The 26,354-nt window shown below is 71.2% G+C and carries 27 protein-coding genes; 12 read left to right on the forward strand and 15 right to left on the reverse strand.

What is annotated here, in order from left to right; genetic code table 11:
• The first annotated feature begins 106 nt into the window (after positions 1-106).
• Positions 107-1,252 carry an MFS transporter gene (locus AB0F61_RS20915; protein WP_357812067.1) on the forward strand — a complete coding sequence of 382 codons (1,146 nt, stop codon included), beginning with the start codon at positions 107-109 and terminating at the stop codon, positions 1,250-1,252.
• A complete protein-coding gene (rarD, locus tag AB0F61_RS20920) occupies positions 1,252-2,178 on the forward strand; it encodes an EamA family transporter RarD (protein WP_357812069.1) in 927 nt (308 codons plus the stop codon). Before AB0F61_RS20915 ends, rarD begins: the two co-directional genes overlap by 1 nt.
• A 20-nt stretch (positions 2,179-2,198) precedes the next feature.
• Here rarD and AB0F61_RS20925 read toward each other — a convergent pair whose 3' ends face one another.
• Complete coding sequence (locus AB0F61_RS20925; RefSeq protein WP_355027340.1) at positions 2,199-2,594, reverse strand: helix-turn-helix transcriptional regulator; 396 nt, start codon at positions 2,592-2,594, stop codon at positions 2,199-2,201.
• A gap of 289 nt (positions 2,595-2,883) precedes the next feature.
• On the opposite strand from AB0F61_RS20925, the gene AB0F61_RS20930 reads away from it, so the two are divergent.
• Entirely contained in the window at positions 2,884-3,726 is an 843-nt protein-coding gene (locus AB0F61_RS20930; protein WP_357812072.1) for an SGNH/GDSL hydrolase family protein, read from the forward strand.
• 660 nt (positions 3,727-4,386) lie between these two features.
• Positions 4,387-4,719, forward strand: a complete 333-nt coding sequence (locus AB0F61_RS20935; protein WP_357812074.1) for a hypothetical protein — start codon at positions 4,387-4,389, stop codon at positions 4,717-4,719.
• A gap of 12 nt (positions 4,720-4,731) precedes the next feature.
• Here AB0F61_RS20935 and AB0F61_RS20940 read toward each other — a convergent pair whose 3' ends face one another.
• The 3 genes from AB0F61_RS20940 to AB0F61_RS20950 all read right to left on the reverse strand — a co-directional run bounded on the left by AB0F61_RS20940 (position 4,732) and on the right by AB0F61_RS20950 (position 7,084).
• Entirely contained in the window at positions 4,732-5,589 is an 858-nt protein-coding gene (locus AB0F61_RS20940; protein WP_357812076.1) for a patatin-like phospholipase family protein, read from the reverse strand.
• A gap of 84 nt (positions 5,590-5,673) precedes the next feature.
• The gene (locus AB0F61_RS20945) at positions 5,674-6,318 is read right to left on the reverse strand and encodes a class I SAM-dependent methyltransferase (RefSeq protein WP_357812078.1); all 645 of its coding nucleotides are present in this window, start codon (positions 6,316-6,318) and stop codon (positions 5,674-5,676) included.
• A 148-nt stretch (positions 6,319-6,466) separates the two neighbouring features.
• Positions 6,467-7,084, reverse strand: a complete 618-nt coding sequence (locus tag AB0F61_RS20950) for a pyridoxamine 5'-phosphate oxidase family protein (protein ID WP_357812080.1) — start codon at positions 7,082-7,084, stop codon at positions 6,467-6,469.
• A 166-nt stretch (positions 7,085-7,250) separates the two neighbouring features.
• Here AB0F61_RS20950 and AB0F61_RS20955 point away from each other — a divergent pair, with 166 nt between their 5' ends.
• From AB0F61_RS20955 to AB0F61_RS20965, 3 genes are read left to right on the forward strand one after another with little or no spacing between them, the layout of a single operon-like run.
• On the forward strand, positions 7,251-7,754 hold the full coding sequence (locus AB0F61_RS20955) for a DUF2231 domain-containing protein (RefSeq protein WP_357812082.1): 504 nt from the start codon (positions 7,251-7,253) through the stop codon (positions 7,752-7,754).
• Complete coding sequence (locus AB0F61_RS20960; protein ID WP_357812084.1) at positions 7,754-8,305, forward strand: Hsp20/alpha crystallin family protein; 552 nt, start codon at positions 7,754-7,756, stop codon at positions 8,303-8,305. Before AB0F61_RS20955 ends, AB0F61_RS20960 begins: the two co-directional genes overlap by 1 nt.
• Positions 8,306-8,313: 8 nt before the next feature.
• Positions 8,314-9,414: a glycosyltransferase family 9 protein gene (locus AB0F61_RS20965; protein WP_357812086.1), complete on the forward strand. Its 1,101-nt coding sequence runs from the start codon at positions 8,314-8,316 to the stop codon at positions 9,412-9,414.
• Position 9,415: 1 nt separating this feature from the next.
• Here the strand turns inward: AB0F61_RS20965 and AB0F61_RS20970 are convergent, their stop codons facing one another.
• Positions 9,416-10,294, reverse strand: coding sequence for a glycosyltransferase family A protein (locus tag AB0F61_RS20970; protein WP_357812088.1), 879 nt, complete (start codon positions 10,292-10,294; stop codon positions 9,416-9,418).
• Complete coding sequence (gene rfaE2, locus AB0F61_RS20975; RefSeq protein ID WP_357812091.1) at positions 10,291-12,111, reverse strand: D-glycero-beta-D-manno-heptose 1-phosphate adenylyltransferase; 1,821 nt, start codon at positions 12,109-12,111, stop codon at positions 10,291-10,293. The genes AB0F61_RS20970 and rfaE2 overlap by 4 nt, the downstream gene beginning before the upstream one ends.
• A 155-nt stretch (positions 12,112-12,266) precedes the next feature.
• On the opposite strand from rfaE2, the gene AB0F61_RS20980 reads away from it, so the two are divergent.
• Together AB0F61_RS20980 and AB0F61_RS20985 are read left to right on the forward strand one after the other, a co-directional pair.
• Positions 12,267-12,806 (forward strand): type 1 glutamine amidotransferase domain-containing protein, encoded by a 540-nt coding sequence (locus AB0F61_RS20980; protein ID WP_357812093.1) that lies wholly within the window; start codon positions 12,267-12,269, stop codon positions 12,804-12,806.
• A 90-nt stretch (positions 12,807-12,896) separates the two neighbouring features.
• Positions 12,897-14,573 carry an MDR family MFS transporter gene (locus AB0F61_RS20985; RefSeq protein WP_357812095.1) on the forward strand — a complete coding sequence of 559 codons (1,677 nt, stop codon included), beginning with the start codon at positions 12,897-12,899 and terminating at the stop codon, positions 14,571-14,573.
• A gap of 39 nt (positions 14,574-14,612) precedes the next feature.
• On the opposite strand, the gene AB0F61_RS20990 is transcribed toward AB0F61_RS20985, so the two are convergent.
• A complete protein-coding gene (locus AB0F61_RS20990; protein WP_357812097.1) occupies positions 14,613-15,467 on the reverse strand; it encodes a helix-turn-helix transcriptional regulator in 855 nt (284 codons plus the stop codon).
• A 151-nt stretch (positions 15,468-15,618) separates the two neighbouring features.
• Between AB0F61_RS20990 and AB0F61_RS20995 the strand changes: the two genes are divergently transcribed.
• Positions 15,619-16,728 (forward strand): FAD-dependent oxidoreductase, encoded by a 1,110-nt coding sequence (locus tag AB0F61_RS20995; RefSeq protein WP_357812099.1) that lies wholly within the window; start codon positions 15,619-15,621, stop codon positions 16,726-16,728.
• Positions 16,729-16,848: 120 nt separating this feature from the next.
• Here the strand turns inward: AB0F61_RS20995 and AB0F61_RS21000 are convergent, their stop codons facing one another.
• The gene (locus AB0F61_RS21000; RefSeq protein ID WP_357812101.1) at positions 16,849-17,481 is read right to left on the reverse strand and encodes a TetR/AcrR family transcriptional regulator; all 633 of its coding nucleotides are present in this window, start codon (positions 17,479-17,481) and stop codon (positions 16,849-16,851) included.
• Positions 17,482-17,609: 128 nt separating this feature from the next.
• Here AB0F61_RS21000 and AB0F61_RS21005 point away from each other — a divergent pair, with 128 nt between their 5' ends.
• A complete protein-coding gene (locus AB0F61_RS21005) occupies positions 17,610-18,644 on the forward strand; it encodes an aldo/keto reductase (protein WP_357812103.1) in 1,035 nt (344 codons plus the stop codon).
• Between the two features lie 24 nt (positions 18,645-18,668).
• Here AB0F61_RS21005 and AB0F61_RS21010 read toward each other — a convergent pair whose 3' ends face one another.
• Positions 18,669-19,160, reverse strand: coding sequence for an NUDIX domain-containing protein (locus tag AB0F61_RS21010; RefSeq protein WP_357812105.1), 492 nt, complete (start codon positions 19,158-19,160; stop codon positions 18,669-18,671).
• A gap of 71 nt (positions 19,161-19,231) precedes the next feature.
• Here AB0F61_RS21010 and AB0F61_RS21015 point away from each other — a divergent pair, with 71 nt between their 5' ends.
• Positions 19,232-20,866 (forward strand): fatty acid--CoA ligase, encoded by a 1,635-nt coding sequence (locus AB0F61_RS21015; RefSeq protein WP_357812173.1) that lies wholly within the window; start codon positions 19,232-19,234, stop codon positions 20,864-20,866.
• 183 nt (positions 20,867-21,049) lie between these two features.
• On the opposite strand, the gene AB0F61_RS21020 is transcribed toward AB0F61_RS21015, so the two are convergent.
• From AB0F61_RS21020 to AB0F61_RS21045, 6 genes are all read right to left on the reverse strand, one after another.
• Positions 21,050-22,060 carry an NADPH:quinone reductase gene (locus AB0F61_RS21020; protein WP_357812107.1) on the reverse strand — a complete coding sequence of 337 codons (1,011 nt, stop codon included), beginning with the start codon at positions 22,058-22,060 and terminating at the stop codon, positions 21,050-21,052.
• 28 nt (positions 22,061-22,088) lie between these two features.
• Positions 22,089-22,742 (reverse strand): HAD family phosphatase, encoded by a 654-nt coding sequence (locus AB0F61_RS21025; RefSeq protein WP_357812109.1) that lies wholly within the window; start codon positions 22,740-22,742, stop codon positions 22,089-22,091.
• A gap of 32 nt (positions 22,743-22,774) precedes the next feature.
• Positions 22,775-23,602 carry a hypothetical protein gene (locus AB0F61_RS21030; protein WP_357812175.1) on the reverse strand — a complete coding sequence of 276 codons (828 nt, stop codon included), beginning with the start codon at positions 23,600-23,602 and terminating at the stop codon, positions 22,775-22,777.
• A gap of 188 nt (positions 23,603-23,790) precedes the next feature.
• Positions 23,791-24,462: an FKBP-type peptidyl-prolyl cis-trans isomerase gene (locus AB0F61_RS21035; protein ID WP_357812111.1), complete on the reverse strand. Its 672-nt coding sequence runs from the start codon at positions 24,460-24,462 to the stop codon at positions 23,791-23,793.
• Between the two features lie 146 nt (positions 24,463-24,608).
• On the reverse strand, positions 24,609-25,247 hold the full coding sequence (locus tag AB0F61_RS21040) for a DUF4241 domain-containing protein (RefSeq protein WP_357812113.1): 639 nt from the start codon (positions 25,245-25,247) through the stop codon (positions 24,609-24,611).
• Positions 25,248-25,321: 74 nt separating this feature from the next.
• Positions 25,322-26,350 carry a Ku protein gene (locus tag AB0F61_RS21045; RefSeq protein ID WP_357812115.1) on the reverse strand — a complete coding sequence of 343 codons (1,029 nt, stop codon included), beginning with the start codon at positions 26,348-26,350 and terminating at the stop codon, positions 25,322-25,324.
• Positions 26,351-26,354: the final 4 nt, after the last annotated feature.

Genomic DNA, 26,354 nt, shown 5'->3' on the forward strand with positions numbered 1-26,354 from the left:
ATAGTCCGCAGGGTGGGCGACCCGGCATTCTTCCTGCGACACCCGAACGGGAGAGTTGATCGTGACGGAGACAGGCAGCCGGGCGGCCCCGGCCAACCCTCGGAAGATGTCGGCGCTGGACGAGCAACCGTCGGCGTGGCGGCGGATGCGGCTGTGGAGCGCCGCCCACGCGGTCGACGACCTCTACCAGGGTCTTGTGCCGGCCTGCGTCCCGTATTTCGTGCTGGACCGCCACTACAGCTACGTGGCCGCCGGCGGTCTCACGCTCGCCGCGACCCTGGGCAGTTCCATCCCCCAGCCGTTCATCGGCGTCGCCGTCGACCGTTACCGACTCGACTGGCTCGCCGGGGCGGGCGTGACGCTTGCCGGAATCGGGCTCGGCCTCTCCGGTCTCGTGCACAGTTACGTGGCTGTCTGGCTGCTGCTCTGTGCGTCGGGGATCGGCGTGGCGATGTTCCATCCGGCCGCGGGGAAGTCGGCCCGGGTGGCGGCGGGTGAGAGCGCCACAGCGATGAGCATCTTCGCCGCTGGCGGCAGTGTGGGGTTCTTTCTGGCGCCGGTGCTTGCCACTCCCGCGCTCATCGCGATGGGTGTCGGAGCGACGGCGCTCTTCATCCCGCCGGCCGTGCTCATGGGCTTCCTGCTGTACCGGAATCGGCTGGCGCGGCCGGCCGCCCGCGCGGTCTCGGACAACGGCCAGGACCGTTGGATTCCCTTCCTGGTGTTGACCTGCATCGAGACGGTCAGGTCGGTGGCCTTCTTCGGCGCGATCACCTTCATCGAGTTGTTCTGGATACGCCACCTGGGCGCGGGCAAGAGCCTCGCCGGGGCAGCGCTGGCCTGTTTCCTGGTCGGCGGGGTTCTCGGAACGCTGCTGGGCGGCCGGATCGCCGATCGGGTCGGGATGGTCCGCACCGTGCAGCTCGGCGCGATCGTCGCCGTACCCGCGCTTGTCGGCCTGCGGTTCACGCCCGGGGAGTACCCGCCGCTTCTCCTCGCGGTGCTCGCCGGCATCGCCCTGAACATCCCGTTCGCGGTGCTGGTCAAGCTGGGCCAGGACTACCTGCCGACGCGGCCCGGCACCGCGGCCGGTGTGACGCTCGGACTCGCCGTGAGTATCGGTGGCCTCATCGCGCCCGTCCTGGGCGTGGCAGCGGAAAGGTGGGGTCCCGAGGGCGTGTTCAGCATCATCTGTCTGATCCCCCTGGTGGCGCTGGCCCTCGGGGTGTTCCTCACCGAGCCGCGGAAGTAATGCGCCACGCCCGCACCGGCGTGCTGGCCGGCACCGCAGCGTACTTCCTCTGGGGTTTGCTGACCCTCTACTGGCCGCTGCTGGAGCCGGCCCCCGCGTTGGAGATCCTCGCCCACCGCATCGTCTGGTCGCTGGTCTTCGTCGCCGTCGTGTTGGCGACCATGCGCGACCTCCGCTGGGTGCGGGCGATCCGGCGGCAGCCGCGGACACTGGCGCTGCTGGCCGGCGCCGGGATCTTCGTGGGTGCGAACTGGGGCCTCTACATCTGGGCCGTCAACAACGGGAGGGTGATCGAGGCGGCTCTCGGCTACTACATCAATCCGCTCTTCACCGCGCTTCTCGGCCTGGCCGTGCTGCGGGAGCGGATGGCGATCGCGCAGTGGGTCGGCGTGACCCTGGCCGCGGGGGGCGTGGTGTGGCTGGGGATCGACGCCGGCCGGCCGCCGTGGGTGGCGATCGGCCTCGCCGCCACCTTCGGGATCTACGGGTTGTTCCGCAAGTGGGCGGCAATGCCGAGTTGGCGGGCATTGGCGGTGGAGACCGCCACGCTTGCCGTTCCCGCCGCCGGGTATCTCGCCTTCCTCTCGGCGACCGGGCAGAGCCACCTCGGGAGCGGTCCGGTCCGATCCGTGTTGTTCGTCAGCACCGGCCTGGTCACCGCGCTGCCGCTTGTGCTGTTCGGCTTCGCGGCGGTCCGGACGCCACTGACGGTCCTCGGGATGCTCCAGTTCCTGCTGCCGACGACACAGTTCGTCATCGGCTACTTCGGGCTGCACGAGCCGATCAGTGCCGTTGGCCTGGGCGCCTACGGCCTGGTCTGGGCCGGTGCGGCGTTCTTCCTGGCCTCCTACGCCTGGCGGCGGACCCGTGCCGAGGACGGCCACGCGTGGGAACGCGCTGACGGAAGGGAACCGGCGCGCCGGTGACGACCCGGCCGCGCCCGGGATCACCTGCGGCGGGCCAGGTGTTGCAGCGTCGCGCGGATGACTGTCTTCTCCTCCGCCGAGACGTTGGGATCCATCAGGATGCGAGCGACTGCCCGCAGGTCCGGGTCGGTGCTCGGGTCGGGTGTGGGTGAGGGCGGAGCGCCGTCCCAGCCCAGTATCTGCGAGGCCACCGAGCGCGGGATGCCGAGGCCGTCGCAGAACTGCTGGACCTGGGTGCGCTGCGGGTTCGCTATCTCGGCCCGGCGCCATCGGTAAATCGTCGATCGACCGATGCCGGTGCGTTGCTCGACGTCCTCGATGGACATGGCGCGTTCCCGTACGGCCTCGTCGAGGGCGCGTTTGATGAACCGCGCGAACGCGATGACGCGGGGATCTTGGCTGGCACTCGCTGACACAGGGTGATCGTAAGTGCCGCGTGTGGGACTCCGTTGCCGGACCCGAGTGTAGTGCCACGTTCGGCTCTGGCTCACGGTCGACCGCGCGGCCCATCCATCCCAGCCCTGCTGGAGTTACGTAGAGCAGCGGCGTCGACAAGGGCCGAACACCACAAGCCGAAAGTACGCCCTGTTGCCACACTTGGCACTGAGTGGCGAGCGCGGTACCGTCAGTGCCATGAACGGCAATAACAGTGCCGGATCTGGTCCACGGCGAGCGGGTCGTCGTGTCGGTGGCGGGGGAGAGTCAATGAAAATACGTCGTGTGCTGGTGGGTGCCATCGCCCTCGTCCTCGTGGCGGTTGGCCTGTCCATCCCTTCGGGGACACCAGTCGCCGCCCAGACGGCAGCCGCCGCGTGCCCAGAGCCGGGGCGGCCCACTGTGAAGATTCTGACCGTGGGCGACTCGATCACCGGGGGCGCGACGATGACCCAATCGGAGACGGCCGGCTACCGCGAGGAGTTGGGCTGGCTGCTCGACCAGTTCTGCGTACCGCACGAGTTTGTCGTCGCAGCCGCCGGAGGTACGACCTGCAACTACTGGTCGTCGCGGATGGCGGGCCTGGTGACCACGCACCGACCCGACCTGATCCTGCTGAACTGCGGAACCAACAACAACCTGTCGAATGCCACCTCGGCGCAGATCGCCGCCTTCGAGAGCACCTACCGCGCGCTCTTCGACACGGCGCTGGATCTGGACCCGGACGTCCTCATGTACCCGTCCTGGGTGCAGTACAGCTCCGGGCACGGCACCGACGGCTGCACGACCCCACCGGGTCCCAGCCCGGCCTGGCTCCCGGCGAGCGAAGCCAAGGTCAATGACGCGATCTACCGCAGCATGCTGGTGATCGACGAGTACGGCGACCGCGTACCAACCTGGATCGACTACCAGCCCATCCCGGAGGGCTATCTGGACCAGTGCGGCGTGCATCCCACGCCTGGCGGTTACACGGTGATGGGCCGGCTGGCCTACAACACCATCGCTCCCCGGCTGGGTGTCCCGCAGGCACCGCTGCCGTGCGGGTTGGTGGGCCGGCGACCGGGCTACCCGGTCGGCCACTGGGTTCCCTGCGCCAGGATGAACCTCAACTGATGAGGCGGGTCCGGTCACTGCGGTGACCCGACGCGCCACCGGGCAGCGACCACCTTCTGCCGGCTCTGCCCATCCTGGGTGGGGCCGGCTTCGTCGTCCCTGGGTGAGCGCAACCAGCCCGCCGAGGAAAGCGTGTGTCCGGGCAGTGGACTCGCTTCAGCTCGACGGGTGCGAGATCATGTCCATCTGCCGATCTCTCCTCCGGCCCAATCCCGGCAGGTCAGCGCGGCAGCCCGGTACCCACGTGGATCCGGACGACGCCTACCGGGGGGAGGCTGCGTGTTGCTCGAACAGGGCATCGCCCTTTCTGGTGTGGCATCCCCGTCGCGGCCTGGTGCGACCCCAGCCCTCCCGGTGCGTCGTCGTTTCGTCGCCGGGGTGCCGGATGCGGGTGGCACACTGACCCCGCCGCTCACCCGCCGAGAGCTCTGGTCGCTGCGTTCGTTCCGTCCCCCGCGCAGCGTCTCTGTTGACTGCTGCCCCGCTCCGATGTCCCGCAGGTGGCAGGACCGGACCTGGGCCCCCGCCCGGCCTGATGTGGCTCACCCGCCGCGTGACGGGTGGCGTTTCCGATGCCAGCCGCCCGGTGTGCGCCCGGCTGGAGGTGACCCGACCTCAGATCCCCTCGTACCGCCGCCCCAGCGCAGATCGGAGCCCCTCGTGGATACTCGCACTCAGTCAAAGGCCGCGAATGTCGTCATCGCCGTCGCCGGACTCTGCTGGCTGGCCACAGTGCTGGTCGCCGCGATCGACTGGGACGGCGCGGTGTCCGGCCGAGCTTTCGCCGTTGGCGCCATCGCCGCAGCCGTTTCGGTAGCCGCCGTCATCGTCAACAGCCGGCAGTTGGCCGGAGGCATCAAGGTCGTGGTCATCTCGGTGGCCCGGGCACCCCAGCAGGCGTACTGGCGCGGTTATCAGGACCGGGGCACCGACACGCGGCCCGGTGGTGGTGGCGACGACGACACCCCCGACCTGATGAGCATCGGCTACTGACGCCGGGCCGGCCTACGGGTGGCTGGCCGTGGAGAGCGCGGCGGCCACCCGGGACGCCTCGTGTCGACCCTGGTCCCGAGCGGCGGCCACCAGCGCGGGCACGACGGACCTGTCCATCACGCTCCGCCCCTGCGCTCGCTTGGAGGCCGGGTCCCGCAGCAGGAGTTCGACCCGGCGGCCCTCGCCGAGTGCGGCTCGCTGCCCACCGATGCGCGCCCACGGTCCGATCGCGGCGGTGCTCGGCGCGAGGGCGATCACCGGGCCGTTCCCGGGAGCGAGATCGAGATTGAGGGTCGACCGCATGCCCCCGTCCATGTACCGGTGGCCGTCGATGGTCACCGGTGCGCTGGAAAGCGGCATGGCGCAGCTCGCGGCGACGGCGTCCACGAGGGAGACACCGTCGTGTCGGGTGATGGTGCGGCTGGTGCCCGAATCCGCGTCGACGACGACGATGCGCAGGTCCGCGTCCTTCCAGGAGTGATCCGGCAGGCGGGCCTCGGCTATCCGCCGATGCCGCGACGGATCGTCGATCCGCTCGGCGAGAGCGAGGCGACCGAGGCGGCGGGCGGCCTGCTCGGGGGTCCGGGCGAACAGTTGCGCTCGCGCGAGGCGCAGGAGGTCGAGGAGGCCCAGTCCGGTCGAGGTCTCGTGGGCCACGCCCTGGCGTTGACGTTCGTAGAGCTCGCCGAGCGAGGTTCCGCTGGCGATCTGGGCGCCCACGACAGCGCCGGAACTCGTGCCGATGAGCACTGCCTCCGGGGTCACCGTCACCCCCTCGTCCGCGAGTCCGGCGAGGACGCCCACCTCCCAGGCGATGCCCGTCACTCCGCCGCCACCGAGCACCCAGACGGGCCGCGCGTCGTCCGTCATCAGTTCCTCATTCAGGTCGGCCATACTGCTAACAGCGTTCGCAGTTTCAGGCTAACAGGGGTCCTGGAGGGCTGGCAACGATGATCAGGGCTCTCGTCGTCCGAAGATGATGCCGCCGAGCCTGCTCTCCGGTGAGGTGAGAGTCGTCTGCGACTCGACCCGGAATCCGCTGGCGTGCAGCCAGGCCGCCATCTGGGCCGGCTGACGCCGGTGGACGTGCACCCTCATCGGGTGGCCGCCGTAGCCCTCCGTCTTGAGCGTCGTCTCGTCGCCCACATGGAAGCCGAGCAGCAACGGACCACCCGGACGCACCACCCGCCGGAAGTGCGCGAACACCGCGCCGAGCTGGTCGTCGGGGATGTGGATGAGCGAATACCAGGCGATCAGGCCGGCGACCGACCCGTTAGCCAGGTCGAGATCCGTCATCGAGCCCACCTCGAACCTCAGGCCGGGATGATCGCGGCGGGCCACGGCGATCATCCCGGGTGAGAGGTCGATCCCGAAGGCGTCGACGCCGAGCGTGTGCAGGTGGGCGGTGATGCGTCCCGTCCCGCAGCCCATATCCGCGACCGGCCCGCCACCGACGCCGTCCACGAGCTCGGCGAACAGCCTCAGCGCCGCCCGTTCGTGCGGCGCCTCCGCCAGCAGGCCGCTCACCAGGCGTGCGTAACTGGCCGCGACGGTGTCGTAGGAAGCACGGGTGTCCGCCAACCATTCATCAACGCCCACGCCGGAGACGCTAGATCAGCGGGGGAAGTCGCGACGCCTCAGCTTCGCCGTCCGAATGATGCCAGACGACACCCTCCCAACCTGGGTGAGCCAGGAGTCATTCGCGCAGCCGGTCTCGACGCAGTCGCCGAATTGGCCGAGGCCGGAGTCAGGCGTAGATGTTCTTGGCGTACTCCGGGCCGTAGTACCGTTCCAGGTCCCCCAGGCTCTCCACCGGCGCCTCGACCTCCTTGATCAGGCGGGCGCGGGACGGCAGCAGGTCGGGCTGCCAGGTCTCCGGCTGCCACAGCTCGGACCGGAGGAACGCCTTCGCGCAGTGGTAGAAGATCTGCTCGATCTCCACCACCACGGCCAGCACCGGCCGGTGCCCCTTGACCATCATGTCGTCGAACCAGGGCGCGTCGCTCACCAGGCGGGCCCGCCCGTTGATCCGCAACGTGTCGGTGCGGCCCGGGATCAGGAAGAGCAACCCGACGTGCGGGTTGTCCAGGATGTTGCGGTACCCGTCGGCCCGCCTGTTGCCCGGCCGCTCCGGCAGGGCGATCGTCGTGTCGTCGAGCACCAGGGCGAAGCCGGCCGGGTCGCCCTTGGGCGAGACGTCGCAGCTACCGTCCGCGCCGGCGGTGGCCAGCAGACAGAACGGCGACGCGCCGAGCCACTCGCGGTCCCGCTCGTGCAGGCGGCGGCGTTCCTTGTTGGCGGCCCGCGCGTTCGGCACCCCGAGCAGGTCGCGAAGCTCCTCGTGCGAAGTGATCTCCACCGTCACGTGATCCTCCCTCAGGCGTTGACCCGTTGGCGGGCACCGCCGCTTGTCAGCCTAGGCCGCCCTGACCAGGGTGAGGTTTGTGCCAGGTTGCCGGGGGTAGGGCCTCACCGACGCGCCCGCCGCACGAGAACCGTTCCGCAGGACGCCGACCAGTGGAGGCCGGGAGATGGAAAGCCGACTCAAGGTGCTGGGTCACCCAGTCCATCCGATGCTTGTCATGTTCCCGGTGGCCCTACTGGCCACGGCGGTGCTGTTCGACGTGATCGATACCGTCGGTGGCCCCGATCTCCTCGGCGAGGTCGCGTACTGGAACATCACCGTCGGCCTGATCGGCGGTCTCCTCGCGGCGGCGGCCGGCTCGTTCGACCTGCTGGCCATCCCGACCGGCACCCGGGCCAAGCGGGTGGGTCTGCTGCACGCCGCCGCCAACGTCGCGGTGATCCTGCTCTTCGCCGCCGTGTGGGTCGTCCGGCTCAACGCCGACTCCCGGGCCGCGGGCGGTGCCCTCGTCGCCATCGAGGTGGTCGCGGTGGGGATCCTCGGCATCAGCGCCTGGCTGGGCGGCGAGCTGGTCGACCGGCTCGGTGTGGGCGTCGACCGGGAGGCCGGCTTGGACGCACCCAGCTCACTACGGCCGCCCGCGGCCAGGCAGCGGATCGGAGAGGTGTGATGAGCGAGCAGCAGAGCGGCGGATTCGGCCGGGGCTGGCGCGGCGGCCGGCAGCAGGGCTGGGACCCGATGGGGGAGCTGCAGTCGCTGCGCGCCGAGCTGAGCCGCCTGGTCGGTGGCCGGGCCGGTGCGTCAGACGTCGAGCTGACCGAGACCGCCGACGGCTGGGAGGTCGTCGTCCGACTGCCCGGGGTGGCACCGGAGGAGGTCGCGGTCGAGCTGGACGATCTCGAACTGTGCGTACGGGCCCGCTCCGAGGCGGAGGTCAACGCCGACCAGGGCATCCCGGGCGGCTTCGAGACCCGCGGCTTCGAATACCGCGTCAACCTGCCGTCGCGGGTCGACCCGGACGCCATCGACGCGGTCATGGATCATGGCCTGCTCCGGGTCCGGTTGCCCCGGGCCACCCGGCCCGCGCCGCGCACCATCACCGTCGGTCGCACCGGGCCGCGCTCCGGCAATCTCTCCACTGGTACGCCGATGCCGGCCGACCCCGCCGCGGACCGGGAGCTGCACCGCCCGGACACCGCCGGCGAGGTCGACCGGACGTAGCGGGCTGCGTGGTCACTCCGTCCATGCTCGGCCCGACCGCCGGGCTAGTCGAAGACGTGCGGCGCATCGGGGTGCTGCGCGCCAACGCCCTGGGCGACTTCATCTTCGTCCTGCCGGCGTTGGACGCGTTGCGTGCCGCGTACCCCGCGGCGGAGATCGTGCTGCTCGGAGCGCCGTGGCACGCGAAGCTCTGGCGCGACCGGCCCGGCCCGGTGGACCGGGTGCTCGTGGTGCCGCCCGCGCCCGGCATCCGTGCCCCCGAGCCGGGGGAGCCGGAGTCGTCGATCGACGGTTTCCTGGCCGCCGCGACCGGGTTCGACCTCGCGGTGCAGATCCACGGTGGCGGCGCCAACTCCAACCCGCTGATCAGTCGCCTCGGTGCCCGGGTGACAGTCGGCCTCCGCGCCGACGACGCGCCGCCGCTGGACCGGTGGCTCCGCTACGTCTACTACCAGCACGAGGTGATCCGCTACCTGGAGGTGGTGGGGCTGGTGGGAGCGCCGGCGACCACCATCACGCCGACGCTTGCGGTGACCGACGCCGATCGAGCCGAGGCCGCCCAGGTGCTCGGCCCGCCCGACCGGCCCCGGGTGGCGCTGCACCCGGGTGCCACCGACACCCGCCGCCGCTGGCCCGCCGAGCGGTTCGCCGAGGTGGCCCGTGCGTTGCACGGCGACGGTTACGAGGTGCTGGTCACCGGCACCCCCTCGGAACAGGAGGTGGTGGACCGCGTCGTCGCGGCGGCCGGGGTGCCGGTGCGCCCACAGGTGGGCACGCTCAGCCTCGGTGGGCTGCTGGGTTGCTACGCCGACTGCGCGTTGGTCGTCTCGAACGACACCGGCCCGCTGCACGTGGCCGCCGCGGTGGGCGCACCCACGGTGGGCATCTTCTGGGTCGGCAACCTGATCAACGGGGCCAGCCCGCTGCGCGGCCGGCACCGGCCGATCGGCTCGTGGACCGTGCACTGTCCGATGTGTGGGGTGGACTGCACACCGGGCATCTATCCGCACCGGCCGGGCGACGGCGAGTGCCCACACCAGGATTCCTTCGTGGCGGACGTTCCGGTGGTCGAGGTGCTGGAAGCCGCCCGGGACCTGCTCACCCCGTAGCTCAGGCCGGCTGCGGGGTGTCCTCGTCGGCCAGCACGACCTCCCACGCCTCCACGTCCCGGTCGGTGACGGTGGTGGGGGACTCCAGGTGGTACGCGCCGCTGGGCAGGATGCCCGCACCGCCGTCGCGGGCCAGCACCGCGAGCTGCGCGGCCACGTCCTCACCCTGGTGCTTCTCCTGCACCCGACGCCAGAAGTCGAAGCCGCCGGCGTCGACGAGCTTGGCCCGGTCGTAGAGCACGCACCCGCCGATCCAGGACACCTTGTACGCCCGCCACGCGCCCGCCGGCAGCGCCAACCGCTCGGTGATGTGCAGCAGGTTGGCCGCCGAGTGGATCCGGGCGCGGTTCCACTCCGGGGTGTCCGGCCGGATCCGCTCCGGCGTCGGCGGGCCGGTCCACTCCTCGTAGTGCGCGTGCGACTCCGGCCGCCTGTCGTCGGCGTACGAGAGCCCGTGCACGCCGTTGCCGACGAAGCCGCAGCCCAGCTCGCCGATCGCCGTCACCAGCCGGTGCAGCGTCCCCGGTTCCAGCCAGACATCGTCGTCGAGGCTGAGGACGTACCGGGCGGTCGAGGCGGCGAGCAGGTACGCCCGGTGTTCGGCCAACCCGCGGCGGGGCAACCGGCGGGTCAGCAGCACCGGGTGGCCCCGGTGCCGCAGCGCCCGGACCATGGTGGCCGCGGCGGGGTGCGCGTACGCGGGATCCCCGTCGGACTGGTCGCTCACCACCACCCCGAACCCGGGCACCCCGTCCTGAGCGGCTAGCCCGCCCAGGGTGACCGCCAACTCGGCCGGCCGGTTCCTGGTCGGAATCAACACGTCGACAAGCCGGTCGGCGCGGAAGTCCGCCGGGGTGCCGAGGTCGAGGGGGCGGTTCACGACGCCTGGGTGCGGGAGCTGAGCGACGGGTCGGGCTCCCGCTCGTCGACGGGTGGCGACGGGTCCTGGCTGTGGGACCGGATCCGCTCGATGATCGCCGAGGTGGACCGGTCCGGCACGTACCCCAGGGTGTGCACCTGGCCGCCCAGCCGGCGCACCAGCGGGGCCTCCGGCACCAGCTCCGGCGGGTAGTCCCCACCCTTGACGTAGATGTCCGGCCGGACCGCCTCGATCAGCGCGGCGGGCGAGTCCTCCTCGAAGACCACCACATGGTCCACACAGGCGAGGGCGGCGAGCAGGGCACCCCGGTCCTCGACCGGGTTGACCGGCCGGTCCGGGCCCTTCAGCCGGCGTACGCTGCCGTCCGAGTTGACCGCCACGATCAGCAGGTCACCAAGTGCGCGGGCCTGCTCCAGGTAGCGCACGTGCCCCCGGTGCAGCACGTCGAAGCAGCCGTTGGTGAAGACCACCGACCGTCCCGCCTCGCGGTACTCGCTGACGATCGCGTCCAGCTCGTCGCTGCCGACCAGGGCGGGATGGCTCATGGTCTCGGTCGGCTGGCCGAGCGCGGTGAGCAGATCCTCGCGCCGACACACGCAGGTGCCGGTGTCGGAGACGGTGATGGTGGCCGCCAACTGGGCGAGCTGGGCGGCGGTGGGCAGCGGGGCGTCGGCGGCCAGGGCCAACGTCATCGCCGCCAGGTACGCGTCGCCGGCGCCCACGGCGTGGCTCGCCGGGACCGGGGTGCTGTGGCTGCGCCGCGGCTCCCCGTCGGCGCCACCCACCACCGCCCCCTCGGTGTCCAGGGTCACCGCGACCACGTCGGCACCGGTGTGCGCGCGTAGCTCCGCGAGGCGCGACTCGGCCAGGACGGCCCGGTCCACGCCCTCCCCGGCCCGGGTGTTCACGGTGACGCCGGTGCCGGTGACGCTGAGCCCGTCGCCGGTGAGGGCCACCCGGTCCTCGCCCGGGGTGGGCTCACCGACCGGCCCCGGGTGGTCGACGGTGACGTCGTCGGCGCGTACCCCGCCCGGGGCCGCGCCCACGGTCAGCTCGGACGGGCCGTCGGCCGGGTCGCCGTGCGGGTGCTCCAGGTGCAGTTCGGTGCCAGCTGTCGGTCGGGTCGGGCCGCCGGCCCGGGCCAGCAGCCGGGTCGCCTCGGCGAAGCTGGGCGTGACGACTGTCGGCGCGAGGCCCCGCCAGTCGGCCAGGTCGTGGGCGTCCAGCGCGACAGTGGCGTACCGCTCGCGCTGCTCGACCAGCCACGCGCGGACCGGCGCGGACAGCGCCCCCAGGCCGTAGTCGCAGACCACAAGTGTCGGCGCCTCCCCGCCGGCGGCGGCGCGCAGCTCCTCGGTGGCGCAGCTCAGGGCGGTGAGCAGCCGGTTCACGCCCTCCGGGTCGAGCGCGTCGTCCGCGTCGCCGGAGTCCTCGCGGAGCAGGATCTGGTTGCCGGCGAGCATCCGCCGCTTCACCGGGGTGGGCCGTCCGGGCTGGTTGACAGTACGGTCCCAGACGCCCGCGCGGTCCAGGCAGTCGTGCAGCTCGTCGCCGGCCACGTCGGCGCCGACCGGTGCCACCAGCACCGCCCGGCCGCCGAGGGCGGCGACGTTGACCGCGGTGTTCGCGGCCCCACCGGCGGCGGAGATCCGTCGGCGCAGGGTGAGGACCGGTGCGGGCGCCTCTCGGCAGAGCCGGTCGGAGTCGGCGAACCGCCACTCGTCCAACATGGCGTCACCGACGATCAGGACTGGGCGTTCGAGCCAGCTCTCCACGACGGTGGCGAGCCGGCGCTGTTCCGCTGCTGCTCCTGCCATGCCTCCCGGGGTCCCCAGCGCCCTCCCGGCCAAACCTGGCCCGTGCCTGACCTGCGGCTTCGTCACCACCGTGCCGTTCCTGCCCGGCTGGGCCGTTTCGGACGTCCGGAGGCGGGAAGGGAAATGGGAGAACCCCGGAAAGGAGATGCAGCGAGATGGCAGCGCAACTACAGGGCAAGCGGATCGCCTTCCTGGCCGCCGACGGCGTCGAGGAGGTCGAGTACGTCCAGCCGCGGGAGGCGGTCGAGAACGCCGGCGCGACGGTCGAGTTGGTCTCGCTCAAGCCCGGGTCCATCCAGTCCTTCAACCACCTGGACCAGTCGAAGACGTACGACGTGGATGTGACGGCGGACAAGGCGGACGCCGACGGCTACGACGCGCTGGTGCTCCCCGGAGGTGTCGCGAACCCGGACTTCCTGCGGAGCGACCCGGACGCGGTGCAGTTCGTAAAGGCGTTCTTCGACGCGGGCAAGCCGGTCGGGGTGATCTGTCATGGTCCGTGGACCCTGATCGAGGCGGACGTGGTGCGCGGCCGGCGGATCACGTCGTGGCCCAGCCTGCGGACCGACCTGACAAACGCCGGCGCCACCTGGGTCGACGAGGAGTGCGTCACCGACGGCAACCTGACGAGCAGCCGCAAACCCGACGACCTCCCCGCCTTCTGCGAGCAGATCACCCAGGCCTTCGCCGCCTGAGCCCACCAACCCGCCCCACCCCACCCCTCGGGTGGGGTGGGTTTTTCGCGGTTGGGCGCATGTTCCGCGGCGTTCGGGATAGAAGGCCACATGACCACCGAAGCCTCCGCCGCGCCGGTGCTGAATCGTCAGCAGATCCGGCTGCTCATGTTGGGCCTGATGACCGGCATGCTGTTGGCCGCACTCGACCAGACAATCGTCGGTACGGCCCTGCCGACAATCGTCGGGGAGCTGGGTGGGATCAACCACTACTCGTGGGTGGTCACCGCGTACCTGCTCGCCTCGACGGCGTCGACGCCGCTGTACGGCAAGATGGCCGACCTGTACGGGCGCCGTCCGGTCTTCCTCTTCTCGATCGGCACGTTCCTGGTGGGGTCGCTGCTGGCCGGGTTGTCGCAGAACATGACCCAGTTGATCGTGACCCGGGGCATTCAGGGTCTCGGCGCCGGTGGTCTGCTGACGCTCGCGTTCACCATCATCTCGGACGTGGTGTCACCGCGGGAGCGTGGGCGCTACCAGGGCCTGTTCGGCGCGGTCTTCGGGATCTCGTCGGTGGCCGGGCCGCTTGTCGGTGGTTACTTCGCGGAGACCGACTGGCGGTGGATCTTCTACATCAACGTGCCGCTGGCGATCCTGGCCATCGTGGTCTGCTACCACGTGATGCGGCTGATCCCGTTCGAACGCCGGGACCACTCGATCGACTGGCTCGGTGCCGGGCTGCTTGTCGCCGGGGTGAGTTCGCTGCTGCTCGCGCTGAGCTGGGGTGGCAACGAGTACGCCTGGGGCTCGGGTGTGATCATCACGCTCTTCGTCGTCGGTGCGGTGCTGGGGGTGCTCTTCGTCCTCCAGGAGGCCCGGGTGGCCGAGCCGATCCTGCCGCTGCGGCTGTTCCGGAGCGCCACCTTCGCCCTGGCGAACTCGGCACTTCTCATCATCGGTCTGGTGATGTTCGGTTCGATCATCTTCATCCCGTTGTACCTGCAGATCGTCAAGGGCGCCTCGCCGACCCGCAGCGGTCTGCTGATGCTGCCGATGATGGCCGGCATCATCATCACCTCGATCCTGACCGGTCGCGCGATGACCCGGATCGGCCGGTACAAGTGGTTCCCGGTGGCCGGCTCGGTGACCCTGCTGGTCGGCATGTTCCTGTTCACCCGGCTGGAGGTGGGCACCTCCCTCTGGGCGGCGTTCGGGTTCATGGTGGTGATCGGCATCGGTCTGGGTCTGTGTATGCAGTCGTTGATCCTGGCGGTGCAGAACGCGGTCTCGGTCCGCGACCTGGGTGCGGGCACGTCCTCGGCGACGTTCTTCCGGTCGCTCGGTGGTTCGTTCGGAGTGGCGATCCTCGGCACGGTGCTCTCGTCCCGGCTGGCCAGCGGGCTCGGCGACCGGTTGCCCGGCGCGATCGCGCAGCTTCCGCCGCAGGAGCAGGCCGCCGTGGCGGCGAGTGGCGGCGCCAACATCTCGATCAACGATCCGGCCACCATCCTGGCCCTGCCGGGGCCGGTACGCGCGGCCATCCAGGGCGCCTTCGTCGACGCCCTGGACATGGTCTTCCTGACCGCCGGCCTGATCGCGATCGTGGCGGTGGTGGTCACCCTGACGCTGCCCAACACGCAGTTGCGGGGTGCCGGCCCGCAGGGTGCCACCGGCGGCGCGGACCCGCTCGGCGGTGAGGCCCCGGCCCCGGGCGGCAAGCCGTTGACCCGCGAGTCCAAGGAGGAGGCCGCCGCCGACATGGAGGCCAAGTCCCAGACGATGATCTGACCCGTGCCTGCCGGCCGCCCCGAATCGGGGCGGTCGGCGTCACCCGGCCACGAGGCGTAGCGGCTGCGGGTGTTTGCCGTTGAGCCGGTCGAGCGCGGCGGAGGTCGCCGCGTCCGCAGGCAGGTGGACGATCAGACGTTGGTCGTCCTCGGCGGGAAGTTCGAGGGTCTCGTACGCGAGCCGGAGCAGGCCCGCCTCGGGATGCGCCAGCCGGAACACACCGTTGGGCTGCGCCAGGCCGGGAACCGTGTCGACGCGATGGGTGAAGGCGTCGCCGGCGGTGACGGTCAGCTCGTCCGCCAGCGCGGCCATCGGCGGATATGCCCGAAACGGGCCTTGTTTGAGGGCGGCGACCTGCTCGTCGGCGATGTGGTCCCAGTCCGGGTACACGCTGCGGGCACGGCTGTCGGTGAGGACGAACCGAGCGAGGTTGGGCTCGGCCGCGTCAAGCATCCCGGTCGGTCCGGCCAGCCGCGCGAAACCGGCGGTGTGGGCGAGGATGTCGCTGAGTTGGTTGAGCAGCACCGCGGGCGTGGGTTCGAGCCGGTCGAGCAGTGCCCGCACGGTTGGGCGTACCGAGCGGGCCGGGGTGGTCTGGCCTCGGCAGTTGAAGCCGGGACCGGCCGCCTTGGTGAGGCGGTGCAAATGGACGCGTTCGTTGCGGGTCAACCGGAGTGCGTTGGCGAGTGCGGCGAGCACCTGCGGAGACGGTCGGCGGTCGCGGCCCTGTTCGAGTCTCGTGACGTACTCCACGCTCACGTCGGCGAGGGCCGCCACCTCGGAGCGGCGCAGCCCGGCGGCGCGCCGACGTGGCCCGGTGGGTAGTCCCACCTCGGCCGGAGTCACCGCCTCACGCCGGACGCGCAGAAACAGCCCGAGTTCGTTGTTGCTCACCGTCCGAAGGTAACAACGTCGGCCAATCGGATGGTGTCCCTGCCACTACCAGCCTCAGGCCGGCCTCCCCGAAATCGTGCCAGCTCACGACCGTTGAGGGCGGCGCTCGACAGCGGTCGAGCGGAAATCTCTGGTCGGTGGGAGTTGAGTCATGAGTCGTACGGTTGCGGTCGTCGGCGGCGGTTACGGGGGTACGGCGGTCGCCAAGGCGCTGGAGTCGGTGGCCGATGTCGTCCTCATTGACCCTCGGGACGCGTTCGTCAACGTCGCCGGGGCGCTTCGGGCGCTGGTCCGGCCCGAGTGGGCCGGCAATATCTTCTTTCCCTTCGACACCGTTCTCCAGCGGGGCACGGTGATCCGGGATCGAGCGGTCTCGGTGGATTCCGGTGGTGTCACGCTCGCCTCAGGTCAGCGTGTCGCGGCGGACTATCTGGTGCTGGCCACCGGTTCCAGTTACGCCTACCCGGCCAGGCTCAACGCCGACTCCATTGACGCGGCGCTCGACGACCTGCGTCAGACCAACAAGGAGTTGGCCGGCGCCGAACGGGTCCTGATCCTCGGCGCCGGGCCGGTCGGACTGGAACTGGCCGGTGAGATCAAGGAGGTCTGGCCGGACAAGCACGTCACCCTCGTCGATCCGGCTGGGCAGTTGCTGCCCGGCTTCAAGCCCGAGATGCGCGATGACCTGCACCGGCAGCTCGACGAGCTGGGCATCCAGGTGCGGCTGGGCACCAGCCTGGCCGCACCGTTGACGACCGACGCCAATCGGGCCGCAACCTTCACGGCCACCACCACCGACGGCGACGAGATCACCGCGGACATCTGGTTCCGCGCCTTCGGCGTGCGCATCAACAGCGACTATCTCGCCGACGGCCGGCTGACGACGCCCACCCCGCAGGGGCAGGTGTCCGTCACGGAAACCCTCAACGTCCGCGGGCCCGACGACGTCCTCGGTCACGTCTACGCGATCGGCGACCTCACCGATGTCGCAGAGGACAAGATGGCCGCGTACGCGTTGCAGCACGCCGAGGTCGTGGCGCGGAACATCACCGCGCAGCTGAGTGGCGGGCAGCCGACGGCCACTTATCAACCGATGCCCCATCCCATGATCCTGATCCCGCTCGGGTCGCGGCACGGTGTCGGCCAGATGCCCACGCCCGACGGCCCGGCCGTCGTACCCGCCGCGACGGTCGCCAAATACAAGGGCGTGGACCTGTTCACCGGGCGCTTCACCGAACAGTTCGGCCCCACTGCGGCCTGAAGGCATCGGCTAGCAGGAATGATCGACACGAGATCGGCAAAGTCGGGGTGTCCGGGTGGCAGGGATGCCCCGACTTCCGTGAGCCGGAGTGGATCGGTCGATCTGGAGGGGCCGAAACAATCAGGCGGGGCGGCGGTAGACGCCGTACCACCAGGTCGCGGCCAACTCCCGGGCGGCAGTCGCGTCGGTCTCGGGGTCGGCCGAGGTGGTGCTGACGTGGTCGGCCAGGAAGCGGTCGCCGCCGACCACGATCAACCGGCTCGCGGTCTCCGCGTCGATGCTCGCGGGGGTGCGTCCGGCCTCCTGCTCGGCGCGCAGCACCTGCGCGGTGCGGGTGACGAACTGCTCCAACCCCGCCGCCCAGTACTCCCGGACCACCTCGTCGTACGCGGCGACCTCGCTGACGGCTGCCAGCACCGGGGCGTATGTCCGGTATATCCGGATCACGTCGGCGAAGATCTCGGTCAGCAGCGCGAGCGGATCGCCCGGACCGCCGGGGTTCCACTCGCCGGTGCGGCCGAAGGAACTCTCCCGCATGGTGCCGGCGAGGCGCATGAGCAACTCGCTCTTGTCCCGGAAGTGGGTGTAGAAGGTCGACCGCGCCACCCCGGCCTCGGCGGCGATCCGCTGGACGCCGAGGTCGGTGAAACGAGCCCCCTGCTGGAGCAGCCGCTCGGTGGCCGTCAGCACCCGCGCTTCGACTGCGGCTCGCCCGTCGGGGTTGCTCGGGCGGCGGCGGGTGATCGAGGGCATAGCCGGATCTTAAGGCCTGGTGGCCGGGGGTCGGATCGGCGACGTACGCTCGTTGCCGGACACACTGTCCGACACTGTGACCAGGGAGTGCCCGAGGCCTCCGAACCCCGCACCACGAGGAGCGACACGTGAAGTACCGACTGCTGGGCACCACCGGGGTGTACGTCTCGGAGATCTCGCTCGGTGCGATGACCTTCGGCGGCAGCGGGCACCCGCTCTGGGGCACCCTCGGTGGGCTGGCGCTGCCCGAGGTGCAGCGGCTTGTCGACACCGCGCTCGACGCGGGCGTCAACTTCGTCGACACCGCCGACGGCTACAGCGACGGCGAGAGCGAGGAACTGCTCGGTCGGGCGCTCGGCAAGCGGCGTCGGGACGTGGTGCTGGCCACCAAGGTGCACTCGCGCACCGGCCCCGGCCCGAACGACGTCGGCACCTCCCGGCTGCACATCATGCAGAACCTGGAGGACAGCCTGCGCCGGCTGGGCACCGATCACATCGACCTGTACCAGATCCACAACTTCGACCAGGTCACCCCCATGGAGGAGATGCTGCGCGCGCTCGACGACGCGGTCCGGCAGGGCAAGGTCCGCTACATCGGCGCCGCCAACTACGCCGCCTGGCAGCTGTCCAAGGCACTTGGCATCTCCGCCCGGGAGAAGCTTGCCGGCTTCGTCTCGGTGCAGGAGTACTACTCCCTGCTCGGTCGGGACGTGGAACGCGACGTGGTGCCGATGGTGCTCGACGCGGGCATCGGGCTGACCGTGTGGAGCCCACTCGCCGGTGGTTTCCTCTCCGGCAAGGTCAGCCGGGACGGTGCCGTCGCCGACAGCGGCGCCCGCAGCGCCCAGCCCGGCTACGCCAGCTTCACGCCGTTCGACCCCGACACCGCCTTCGGCGTGGTCGACGTGCTCAAGGGCGTCGCCGAGCGGCACGAGGTCAGCCCGGCCCGGGTGGCGGTCGCCTGGCTGCTGTCCCGGCCGGCCGTGACGAGCGTGATCGTCGGGGCCCGCAAGCACGAGCAGTTGGTGGACAACATCGCCGCCTCGGATCTCACGCTCACCGAGCAGGACCTCGCCGAGCTGGACGAGGCCACCAAGCTGCCTGTCGCGTACCCGAACTGGATCCAGGAGGGGTTCTTCGCGGGGCTCCGCCACCCGCAGTGAGGCACGGCCCCGGGATCGGTTGCCCTACTTGAGGATGAGCCGGTTGGTCTGCTCGAAGACGTCCAGGTCGGCAAGGGTCTCGGTGACCGAGGTGGAGAGCGGGGCGGGGAACCGGTCGCGGGGAAAGAAGCCCGCGTCGGTGGTCTCGTCGGTGACCCGGGCGAGCTGCCCGTCCCACTCCTCCACCCGGAACGCCGTGGTGAAGACCTGGTACGTGTGCCCGTACATGTTGGTGCTCGTCCGGTCCGGGCCGGTGTAGAGGGCGAACGCGCAGACCCGCAGCGCACGCAGCCCGGTCTCCTCGCGGACCTCGCGTACCGCGCAGTCGGCGATCGACTCACCCAACTCCATCGCCCCGGCCGGCATGGCCCACTGGCCATTGTCGGAGCGTTGGATCAGCAGGATGCGTCCGGCGTTGTCGCTGACCACGGCGCGGGCACCGACGAACATCAGCGTCCGGTCCCCGGCGAGGGCGCGCAGTTGCCCCACGTACGAGTCGGCCCAGGAAATGCTCACCTGCGACAATTTACGGGGGTTCCCAACGTGTGACCGCCGACACTAGCTTGTTACCCATGCGTAGCACGATGATGGACGCCCCTCTGCAGGTCTCCCGGATCCTCGATCACGGCGCAGGAGTGCACGGCTCTGCCGAGGTGGTCACCTGGACGGGCGCCGAGCCCCGCCGGATGACGTACGCCGAGGTGGGCCGCACCGCCGCCCGGCTGGCACACGGGCTGCGCGACGAGTGCGGGGTGACCGGCGACGAGCGGGTCGCCACCTTCATGTGGAACAACAACGAGCACCTGGTCGCCTACTTCGCGGTGCCGAGCATGGGCGCGGTGCTGCACACGCTCAACATCCGGCTCTTTCCCGACCAGGTCGCCTACATCGCCAACCACGCCGAGGACCGGGTGGTGCTTGTCGACAGCACGCTCATCCCGTTGCTGGCCCGGGTGATCGGTGAGCTGACCACCGTGCGGCACGTGGTGGTGGTCGGTGGCGGCGACCCGGCGCCTCTGGTGGCGGCGGCCGGTGACCGGATCACCGTGCACCACTGGGACGCGCTGCTCGCCGACCGGCCCGAGGTGTACGACTGGCCCGAGGTGGACGAGCACGACGCCGCGGCGCTCTGCTACACCTCGGGCACCACGGGCAACCCGAAGGGCGTGGCCTACTCGCACCGGTCGATCTACCTGCACTCGTTGCAGGTCTGCATGCCGGAGGGGTTCGGTCTCGCGCCGACCGACCGGGAGCTGGCCATCGTGCCGATGTTCCACGCCATGTCGTGGGGTCTGCCGTACGCGGCCTTCCTGTCCGGCGCGTCACTGATCATGCCGGACCGGTTCCTCCAGGCCGCGCCGATCGCCGAGATGGTCGCCGCCGAGAAGCCCACCCTGGCCGGTGCGGTCCCCACCATCTGGACCGATCTGCTGGCCTACCTGGACACCCACGACGTGGACACGTCCTCGCTCACCGAGGTGATCGTCGGTGGCTCGGCCTGCCCGCCGGCGCTCATGCACGCGTTCGACGAGCGGCACGGGATCGACGTCATCCACGCCTGGGGAATGACCGAGATGTCCCCGCTGGGGTCGGTCTCGCGTCCGCCCGCCGGGACGACCGGCGAGCAGGCCTGGCGGTACCGCTACACGCAGGGGCGGGTGCCGGCGGGGGTGCAGGCGCGGATCGTCGGCCCGTCCGGCGAGCCGCTGCCCGCCGACGGCAGGGCCGTGGGCGAGCTGGAGGTCCGGGGGCCGTGGGTGACCGCCCGGTACGTCGGTGACGACGCCCCCGACGAGGAGAAGTTCCGCGACGGCTGGTTGCGTACCGGCGACGTGGGCACCCTCTCGCCGGACGGCTTCATCACCCTGACCGACCGGGCCAAGGATGTGATCAAGTCCGGCGGTGAGTGGATTTCCTCCGTCGAGCTGGAAAACGCGCTGATGGGCCACCCGGCGGTGCTGGAGGCGTGCGTGGTGGGTGTGCCGGACGAGCGGTGGGACGAGCGACCGCTGGCCACAGTGGTGGTCCGGGAGGGCGCCTCGGTGACCGCCGAGGAGCTGCGGGACTTCCTGGCCGGCTCGGTGGCGCGCTGGCAGTTGCCGGAGCGCTGGGCGTTCATCGACTCGGTGCCGAAGACAAGCGTGGGCAAGTTCGACAAGAAGGTCGTCCGTTCGCGGTACGCCGATGGTGAGCTGACTGTCCGGGAGCTGACAGCGCCGTAACGTTTGCCCCGGCACTGTCGCCGGCGGGGTGGAGTGCCGCTGGACATTCCTCGCAGGGGCGGCCCCGGCGTTCGCACCGCGCCGGGGCCGCCCGTTCCACGCGGGGTGACCCGCAGCATCATTGTTGCGAAAATTGTTCGGCTCTGTCCTGATGACGGGGAAATCAGGTGATCAGCGACCCGATCAGGCGTCGCTCGTGGCGATGAGCACCTTGCCCACCGTCGAGTCCTCCACCGCCTGGTGCGCCGCAGCCGTCTCGGCCAGGGCGTAGCGGTGCAGCGGCAGGCCAGCATCGGTGCCGACCCGGAGACCGCCCTGGCTGGCAGCCGCCGCGACGTCCTTGACGCCCTGCGCCTTGGCCGCCTTCGGCTCGGTGTAGACGAGCACGAACTGCCAGCGCGCGTTCGGCACCATCATCGCCCGGATCGGGATGCTCACCTCGTCGCCGCCGTCGTCGGCGTACATGCAGACCGCGCCACCGTGCCGCAGCACCTGTACGTCGATCGCCGCGTTCGTCGCCGGAGCGACCTCCACGATCGTGTGCACCCCGTCGGGAGCGATCTTGCGGACCTCCTCGACCACGTCCTGCTCCCGGTAGTTGATGACGTAGGAAGCGCCGGCCGCCGCCGCGAGCTGTGCCTTCTCGGCGCTGCTCACCGTGGCGACCACCGTGGCGTCGGCCCAGCGGGCGAGCTGGATCGCGGCGTTGCCGACCGCGCCCGCCCCGCCCTGCACCAGCACCGTGTGATCAGCAAGCGCACCCGCGCGCAGGGTGTCCGGCATGAACTCCCCGGCGGTCAGGCAGCGGTGCGCGGTGAGGAACGGGATGCCCAGGGCGGCCCCCAGCTCGAACGGGGCGTCACCGAGGCGCACCGCCTGCCGGACCGGCACCAGCGTGTATTCCGCTGCCGTGCCCCACGGCCGCTGCCAGGCCGCTTCCCAGATCCAGACGCGCTCACCGATCAGGTCGGGGTCGACCCCCTCGCCGACCCCCTCCACCACTCCCGCGCCGTCCTGCCCGGGAATCTGCCAGCCCTTCGGCGCAAAGGAGCGCCGGGACTTCCAGTCGGTCGGGTTGACCCCCGACACCGCCATCCGGACCAGGACCTCGCCAGCCCCCGGCTCGGGCACCGGCCGCTCGACCAGCTCCAGCACCGAAGGGTCGCCGGTCCGCTCGTACACGATCGCTCTCATTCGTGCTCTCTTCCCCGCTCGACTGTCGTCAACCCAGGCTCTCCACCAGCTCCGGCGTCAGCTCCCCGATCGCACCCAGCGACACCACGGCGAGCCCGGCGGCGTCCGGGTCGAGCGGGTACGAACCGTGCGGCACGGCCACCACGCGCATCCCCGCCGCGGCGGCCGAACGCACCCCGTTCGACGAGTCCTCCACCGCCACGCAGCGGGCCGGGTCGACGCCGAGGCGCTCGGCGACGCTCAGGTAGACGTCGGGGGCCGGCTTGCCCCGCTCGGTCTGCTCGGTGGAGAGGGTCGCGCCGAACGCGTCGGTCAGACCGGTGGCGGCCAGCGCCGCCTCGATCAGCCGGGTCGGCGACGAGCTGGCCAACCCCAGCGGCCACCGTGCGGCCAGCCGGCGGACGACCTGGTCGGCGCCGGAGATGAGGGGTACGTGGTCCCGGTAGCGGCGGGTCATCTCCTCGACCACCTCGACGGCGACCTGCTCGGCGGAGCGGCCGACACCCAGCTCGCCGCTGAGATAGTGGGCCCACTCGCCGGTGCTCATCCCCATCAGCCGACGCTGCGTGTCCGGTTGCCACGTCCCGCCGTGCGCCGCCACGTACGCCCGCCGGACCTCCTCCCACACCGGCTCGGAATCCACGATCACGCCGTCCAGGTCGAAGACCACCGCATCTGCCACGGGCCCATCCTGCCCGATCGGCGGGTGTCCGGTCAGCCGGGCAACGCGGGCAGGCCGAGCGGGCTGCCCGCCGGAACCAAGGTGTGGCCGGACCGGGCGATCGGCTCCAGCAGCTCCCGGAGCCGATCCGTGCCGTCGGGGCCGAGCGCCTGCCACGGGTGGGCAGCCGCACGGTCGGTGGCGTCCTCGATGGCCTGGAACTCGGCCCGGGAGTGGCCGGTGGTCGTGCCGTCTGCGGTCAGCCAGCCCCGCCGGGTGAGCCGCTCGCGGGCGGCGTGCCACTGCTCCTCGGACCAGCCCCGGCCCAGCAGGTACTGCGGCGACGAACCGTCCCGCGCGACCCGCCAGGTGAGCGTCTCCACCGGGTCCAGCCCGGCGGCCACCAACGCCGCCACGTGCCCGTCCCCCCGGAGCTCGCGCAGCGTGGTGGCGGCCTGCCAGAGCCGGGCCAGCGGGTACTCCCCGAGCGGCAGCGCCGCGTTTGCCGCGCCGAGCACCCGGCCGGCGGTCTGCGCCGCCGAGGCGGCCCGCTCCAGCAGGTCGGCGGCCTCCGCCAGGTGCGACTCCGGCAGCTCGTAGGTCAGCTCGGCGAGCGCCTGCACGGCACCGGTCAGTCGGGCGCGCAGCGCCTCCGGCGGGGTGGCCAACCGCCACACCGCCGGCAGTGCGCGGGCCACCATCGGCGGCGCGAAATTGAAGAAGGCGGCGATCACCGGGGCCGCCCCGGTGGCACCCAGCGGCGCGGCCCGGCCGGCGAAGTAACCGCGCCAGTAACCGCGCAGCCCGACCGCCTCGTACGCGGCGCGGGCCCGGGGGTGCAGGTAGGTGACCGCGTGCACCGGCTCGAAGTAGGCCCACATCGACCGGGCCGTCCGCCCAGGCTCGTCCAGCGCCGTCATCTGCACCTCCGCGTCGGAGTCCCGGACTTCACCCCGGACGGCGAACCGCCCGGGGTGACGCCGAACCTACTGCCGCTGGGTGACGGGCCGGAAGCCCCATGTGAACAACTCCATCGCGCCCCGGCGACAACCGGGGCGATCCGGACAGGTCACTGGGCGGCGAGCACGTCCACCACGAAGCGCAGGGGGCCGGTCGGGCGGCCACCGGCGGCTGCCGCGTCGTTGCCGTACCCCAGCTCACCCGGAATGTCGAGCTGCACCCTGCTGCCCACGGTCACGCCCACCAGGCCCTGGTCCCAACCGGGGATGACCTGCCCCACGCCGATCGGGAAGGTGGCCGGCTGCCCGCCCTGCCAGGAGGAGTCGAACTCCTTGCCGTCCTTGAAGAACACCCCCACGTAGTTGGTGGTGATCGTCTGGCCCTTCTTCACGGCCGGGCCGGTCCCCTTGATCAGCGGGGTGACCGTGAGCTTCTTGAGCTCGCCCGTGCCCGGCTTCACCGTCGGCTTGCTGCCCAGCGCCGGGTCGGCGCCGGCCGGCAACTGCGGAGCGGGGGGCGCGGCGGGCTCGTCGGGGGCCGGGGCGGACGCCGACGGGGTCGCGTCGGCCTGGTTCTTGGGCTTGTCGTCGCCCCCGCCGATCGCCACAAAGACGCCGATCAGCACCGCGGCCACGGCGACGGCGGCGAGGCTGCTGATCACCGCGTTGCGCTTACGCTTCCGGTCGGCGGCCTTCTTCGCCGCCAACTGGGCGGCCAGCCGGCGCCCCGACTTGGTTGCCGGGCTCTGGTCCGGGCCCGTCTGCTGCGTCCGCTCGCTCACGTCGTCGACTCCCTGCTGCGAAGTGTGGCCGGCACCCGGTGCCGGGGGGAAAGCCGACGCACACGGTACCCGCACCACGGCCCACCGTGCCGGCCACGGACGCCTCGGATCTCCCAGTGCGGCAGTTCCGGGGCGTTCCCGGGCGGTTATCCCGGGATGACCATGAAGTCGGTCACGAACGACGTGACCCGGCCGTCGGCGGCACGCCCGATCCAGGTGCCGTAGCAGCCGTCGCCCCAACCGGTGGCCACTGTGACGACGTTGGCGCCGCTGGCCTCGTCCAGGACGGCGGTGATCAGCCCTCGCACCGGCGACGCGGGTAGCTCGGCGGGGATGAAGACCTCCTCGACCCGGTCCTCGTCCCAGCCTTCCAGGGCGGCGAGCGCGGTCGGGTCGGCGAGGGTGCCGGCACCGGAGTCGACGCCGTATCCGAAGTAGTCGTCCGCGCCGAGCGTGGCGATGTCCTGGTCGCCCGCGACGGCCGGCTCCCAGCGGATGCTCGGCTCGGCGGAGACGACCAGCTCCAGCGCGGCCACCCGCCGGTCCACCTCGGCGTCCTCTCGGAGCACCACCGCCACCCAGGCGCGGACGGGATAGCGCCCCGGCGGCACTGTGACAGTGAACGGCTCGGCCTCCGGGCACACCAGCGGGTCGCACCCGACCACCTGGCCGGTGGGCAGCACGACGTCGTCCACCGGGTGGACCTCGATCAGATACGCGCCGTGCTGGTCGGTGAAGCGCGCGCCGGGCGTCAACAACCGGTCCAGGTCAGGGGTGTACGGCATGAGGGCTCCTCCGGTGGCCAGCGGCCGGCGGAGCGTACCCGGCCCGGCGGACAGCGCCGTCGCTGCCGTACCGGTCAGGCGCTCTTGCGGGGTGCGGTCTTACGGGCGGCCGTCTTCTTCGCCGGCTCCGCCTTCTTCGCGGCGGTCTTCTTCGCCGGCTCCGCCTTCTTCGCGGCGGTCTTCTTCTCGGCTGTCTTCTTCGCCGTGGTCTTCTTCGCGGGGGCCTTGGCTGCCTTCTTCTCCGCTGCCTTCTGCGCCGACCGGGCCGACGAGATGGGCGTCGGCTCACCCCCACCGCCACCGCCGCCACGGGCGGGTTGCTCGCCGCGGGCCGCCTTGGCCCGCTCCACCGACGCCTTCAGTGCGGCCATCAGGTCCACCGCCGCGGCCGGGGCCTCTTCGACCTCCTCCGGCTGGACGACCTCCCGACCCTCCACCTTCGCGTCGATGACCTCCTGCAACGCGGCCCGGTAGTCGTCGGTGAAGACGTCCGGCTCGAACTCCCCGGTCATCGAGTCGATCAGGGAACTGGCCATCGCCAACTCCGGCGGGCGCACCTTGAGGTCCTCGTCGAGGAAACCGAAATCCGGGGTACGGATCTCGTCCGGCCAGAGCATGGTGTTGAGCAGCAGCACACCCTCGCGGACCCGCAGGGTGGCGAGCTGCTCCCGCTGGCGCAGCGCCACCTTGACGATGGCCACCCGCTCCGAGTCGATGAGCGCGTCGCGCAGCAGCACGTACGGCTTGGTGGCAGTGCCCTCCGGCTCGAGAAAATACGCCTTGTTGTAGAGGATCGGGTCGACCTGCTCGGCCGGCACGAACTCCAACACGTCAATCGCGCGGGAGCTGGTCAACGGCAGGTCGGCGAAGTCCTCGTCGGTGAGGATCACCATCTCGCCGCCGCCGATGTCGTAGCCCTTGGCGATGTCGTCGTAGGTGACCTCCTCGCCGCAGACCGAGCAGGTGCGCTTGTAGCGGATCCGGCCACCGTCCTCCCGGTGCACCTGGTGGAACCGGATGTCCTTCTCCTCGGTCGCGGAGTAGAGCTTCACCCCGATCGAGACGAGCCCGAACGACACGGCTCCCTTCCAGATGGCACGCATCCTG

Source organism: Micromonospora sp. NPDC023888 (genome assembly GCF_040639415.1).
Lineage (GTDB): Bacteria > Actinomycetota > Actinomycetes > Mycobacteriales > Micromonosporaceae > Micromonospora.

Coding starts and splice junctions, on each gene's coding strand:
- AB0F61_RS20915 (WP_357812067.1), top strand. CDS start 107: ATGTCGGCGCTGGACGAGCAACCGTCGGCGTGGCGGCGGATGCGGCTG.
- AB0F61_RS21045 (WP_357812115.1), bottom strand. CDS start 26,350: ATGCGTGCCATCTGGAAGGGAGCCGTGTCGTTCGGGCTCGTCTCGATC.
- rarD (WP_357812069.1), top strand. CDS start 1,252: ATGCGCCACGCCCGCACCGGCGTGCTGGCCGGCACCGCAGCGTACTTC.
- AB0F61_RS20995 (WP_357812099.1), top strand. CDS start 15,619: ATGAGTCGTACGGTTGCGGTCGTCGGCGGCGGTTACGGGGGTACGGCG.
- AB0F61_RS20930 (WP_357812072.1), top strand. CDS start 2,884: ATGAAAATACGTCGTGTGCTGGTGGGTGCCATCGCCCTCGTCCTCGTG.
- rfaE2 (WP_357812091.1), bottom strand. CDS start 12,111: ATGGCAGGAGCAGCAGCGGAACAGCGCCGGCTCGCCACCGTCGTGGAG.
- AB0F61_RS21000 (WP_357812101.1), bottom strand. CDS start 17,481: ATGCCCTCGATCACCCGCCGCCGCCCGAGCAACCCCGACGGGCGAGCC.
- AB0F61_RS20955 (WP_357812082.1), top strand. CDS start 7,251: ATGGAAAGCCGACTCAAGGTGCTGGGTCACCCAGTCCATCCGATGCTT.
- AB0F61_RS21030 (WP_357812175.1), bottom strand. CDS start 23,602: ATGTGGGCCTACTTCGAGCCGGTGCACGCGGTCACCTACCTGCACCCC.
- AB0F61_RS20985 (WP_357812095.1), top strand. CDS start 12,897: ATGACCACCGAAGCCTCCGCCGCGCCGGTGCTGAATCGTCAGCAGATC.
- AB0F61_RS21040 (WP_357812113.1), bottom strand. CDS start 25,247: ATGCCGTACACCCCTGACCTGGACCGGTTGTTGACGCCCGGCGCGCGC.
- AB0F61_RS21020 (WP_357812107.1), bottom strand. CDS start 22,060: ATGAGAGCGATCGTGTACGAGCGGACCGGCGACCCTTCGGTGCTGGAG.
- AB0F61_RS20940 (WP_357812076.1), bottom strand. CDS start 5,589: ATGACGGACGACGCGCGGCCCGTCTGGGTGCTCGGTGGCGGCGGAGTG.
- AB0F61_RS20980 (WP_357812093.1), top strand. CDS start 12,267: ATGGCAGCGCAACTACAGGGCAAGCGGATCGCCTTCCTGGCCGCCGAC.
- AB0F61_RS21015 (WP_357812173.1), top strand. CDS start 19,232: ATGGACGCCCCTCTGCAGGTCTCCCGGATCCTCGATCACGGCGCAGGA.
- AB0F61_RS20960 (WP_357812084.1), top strand. CDS start 7,754: ATGAGCGAGCAGCAGAGCGGCGGATTCGGCCGGGGCTGGCGCGGCGGC.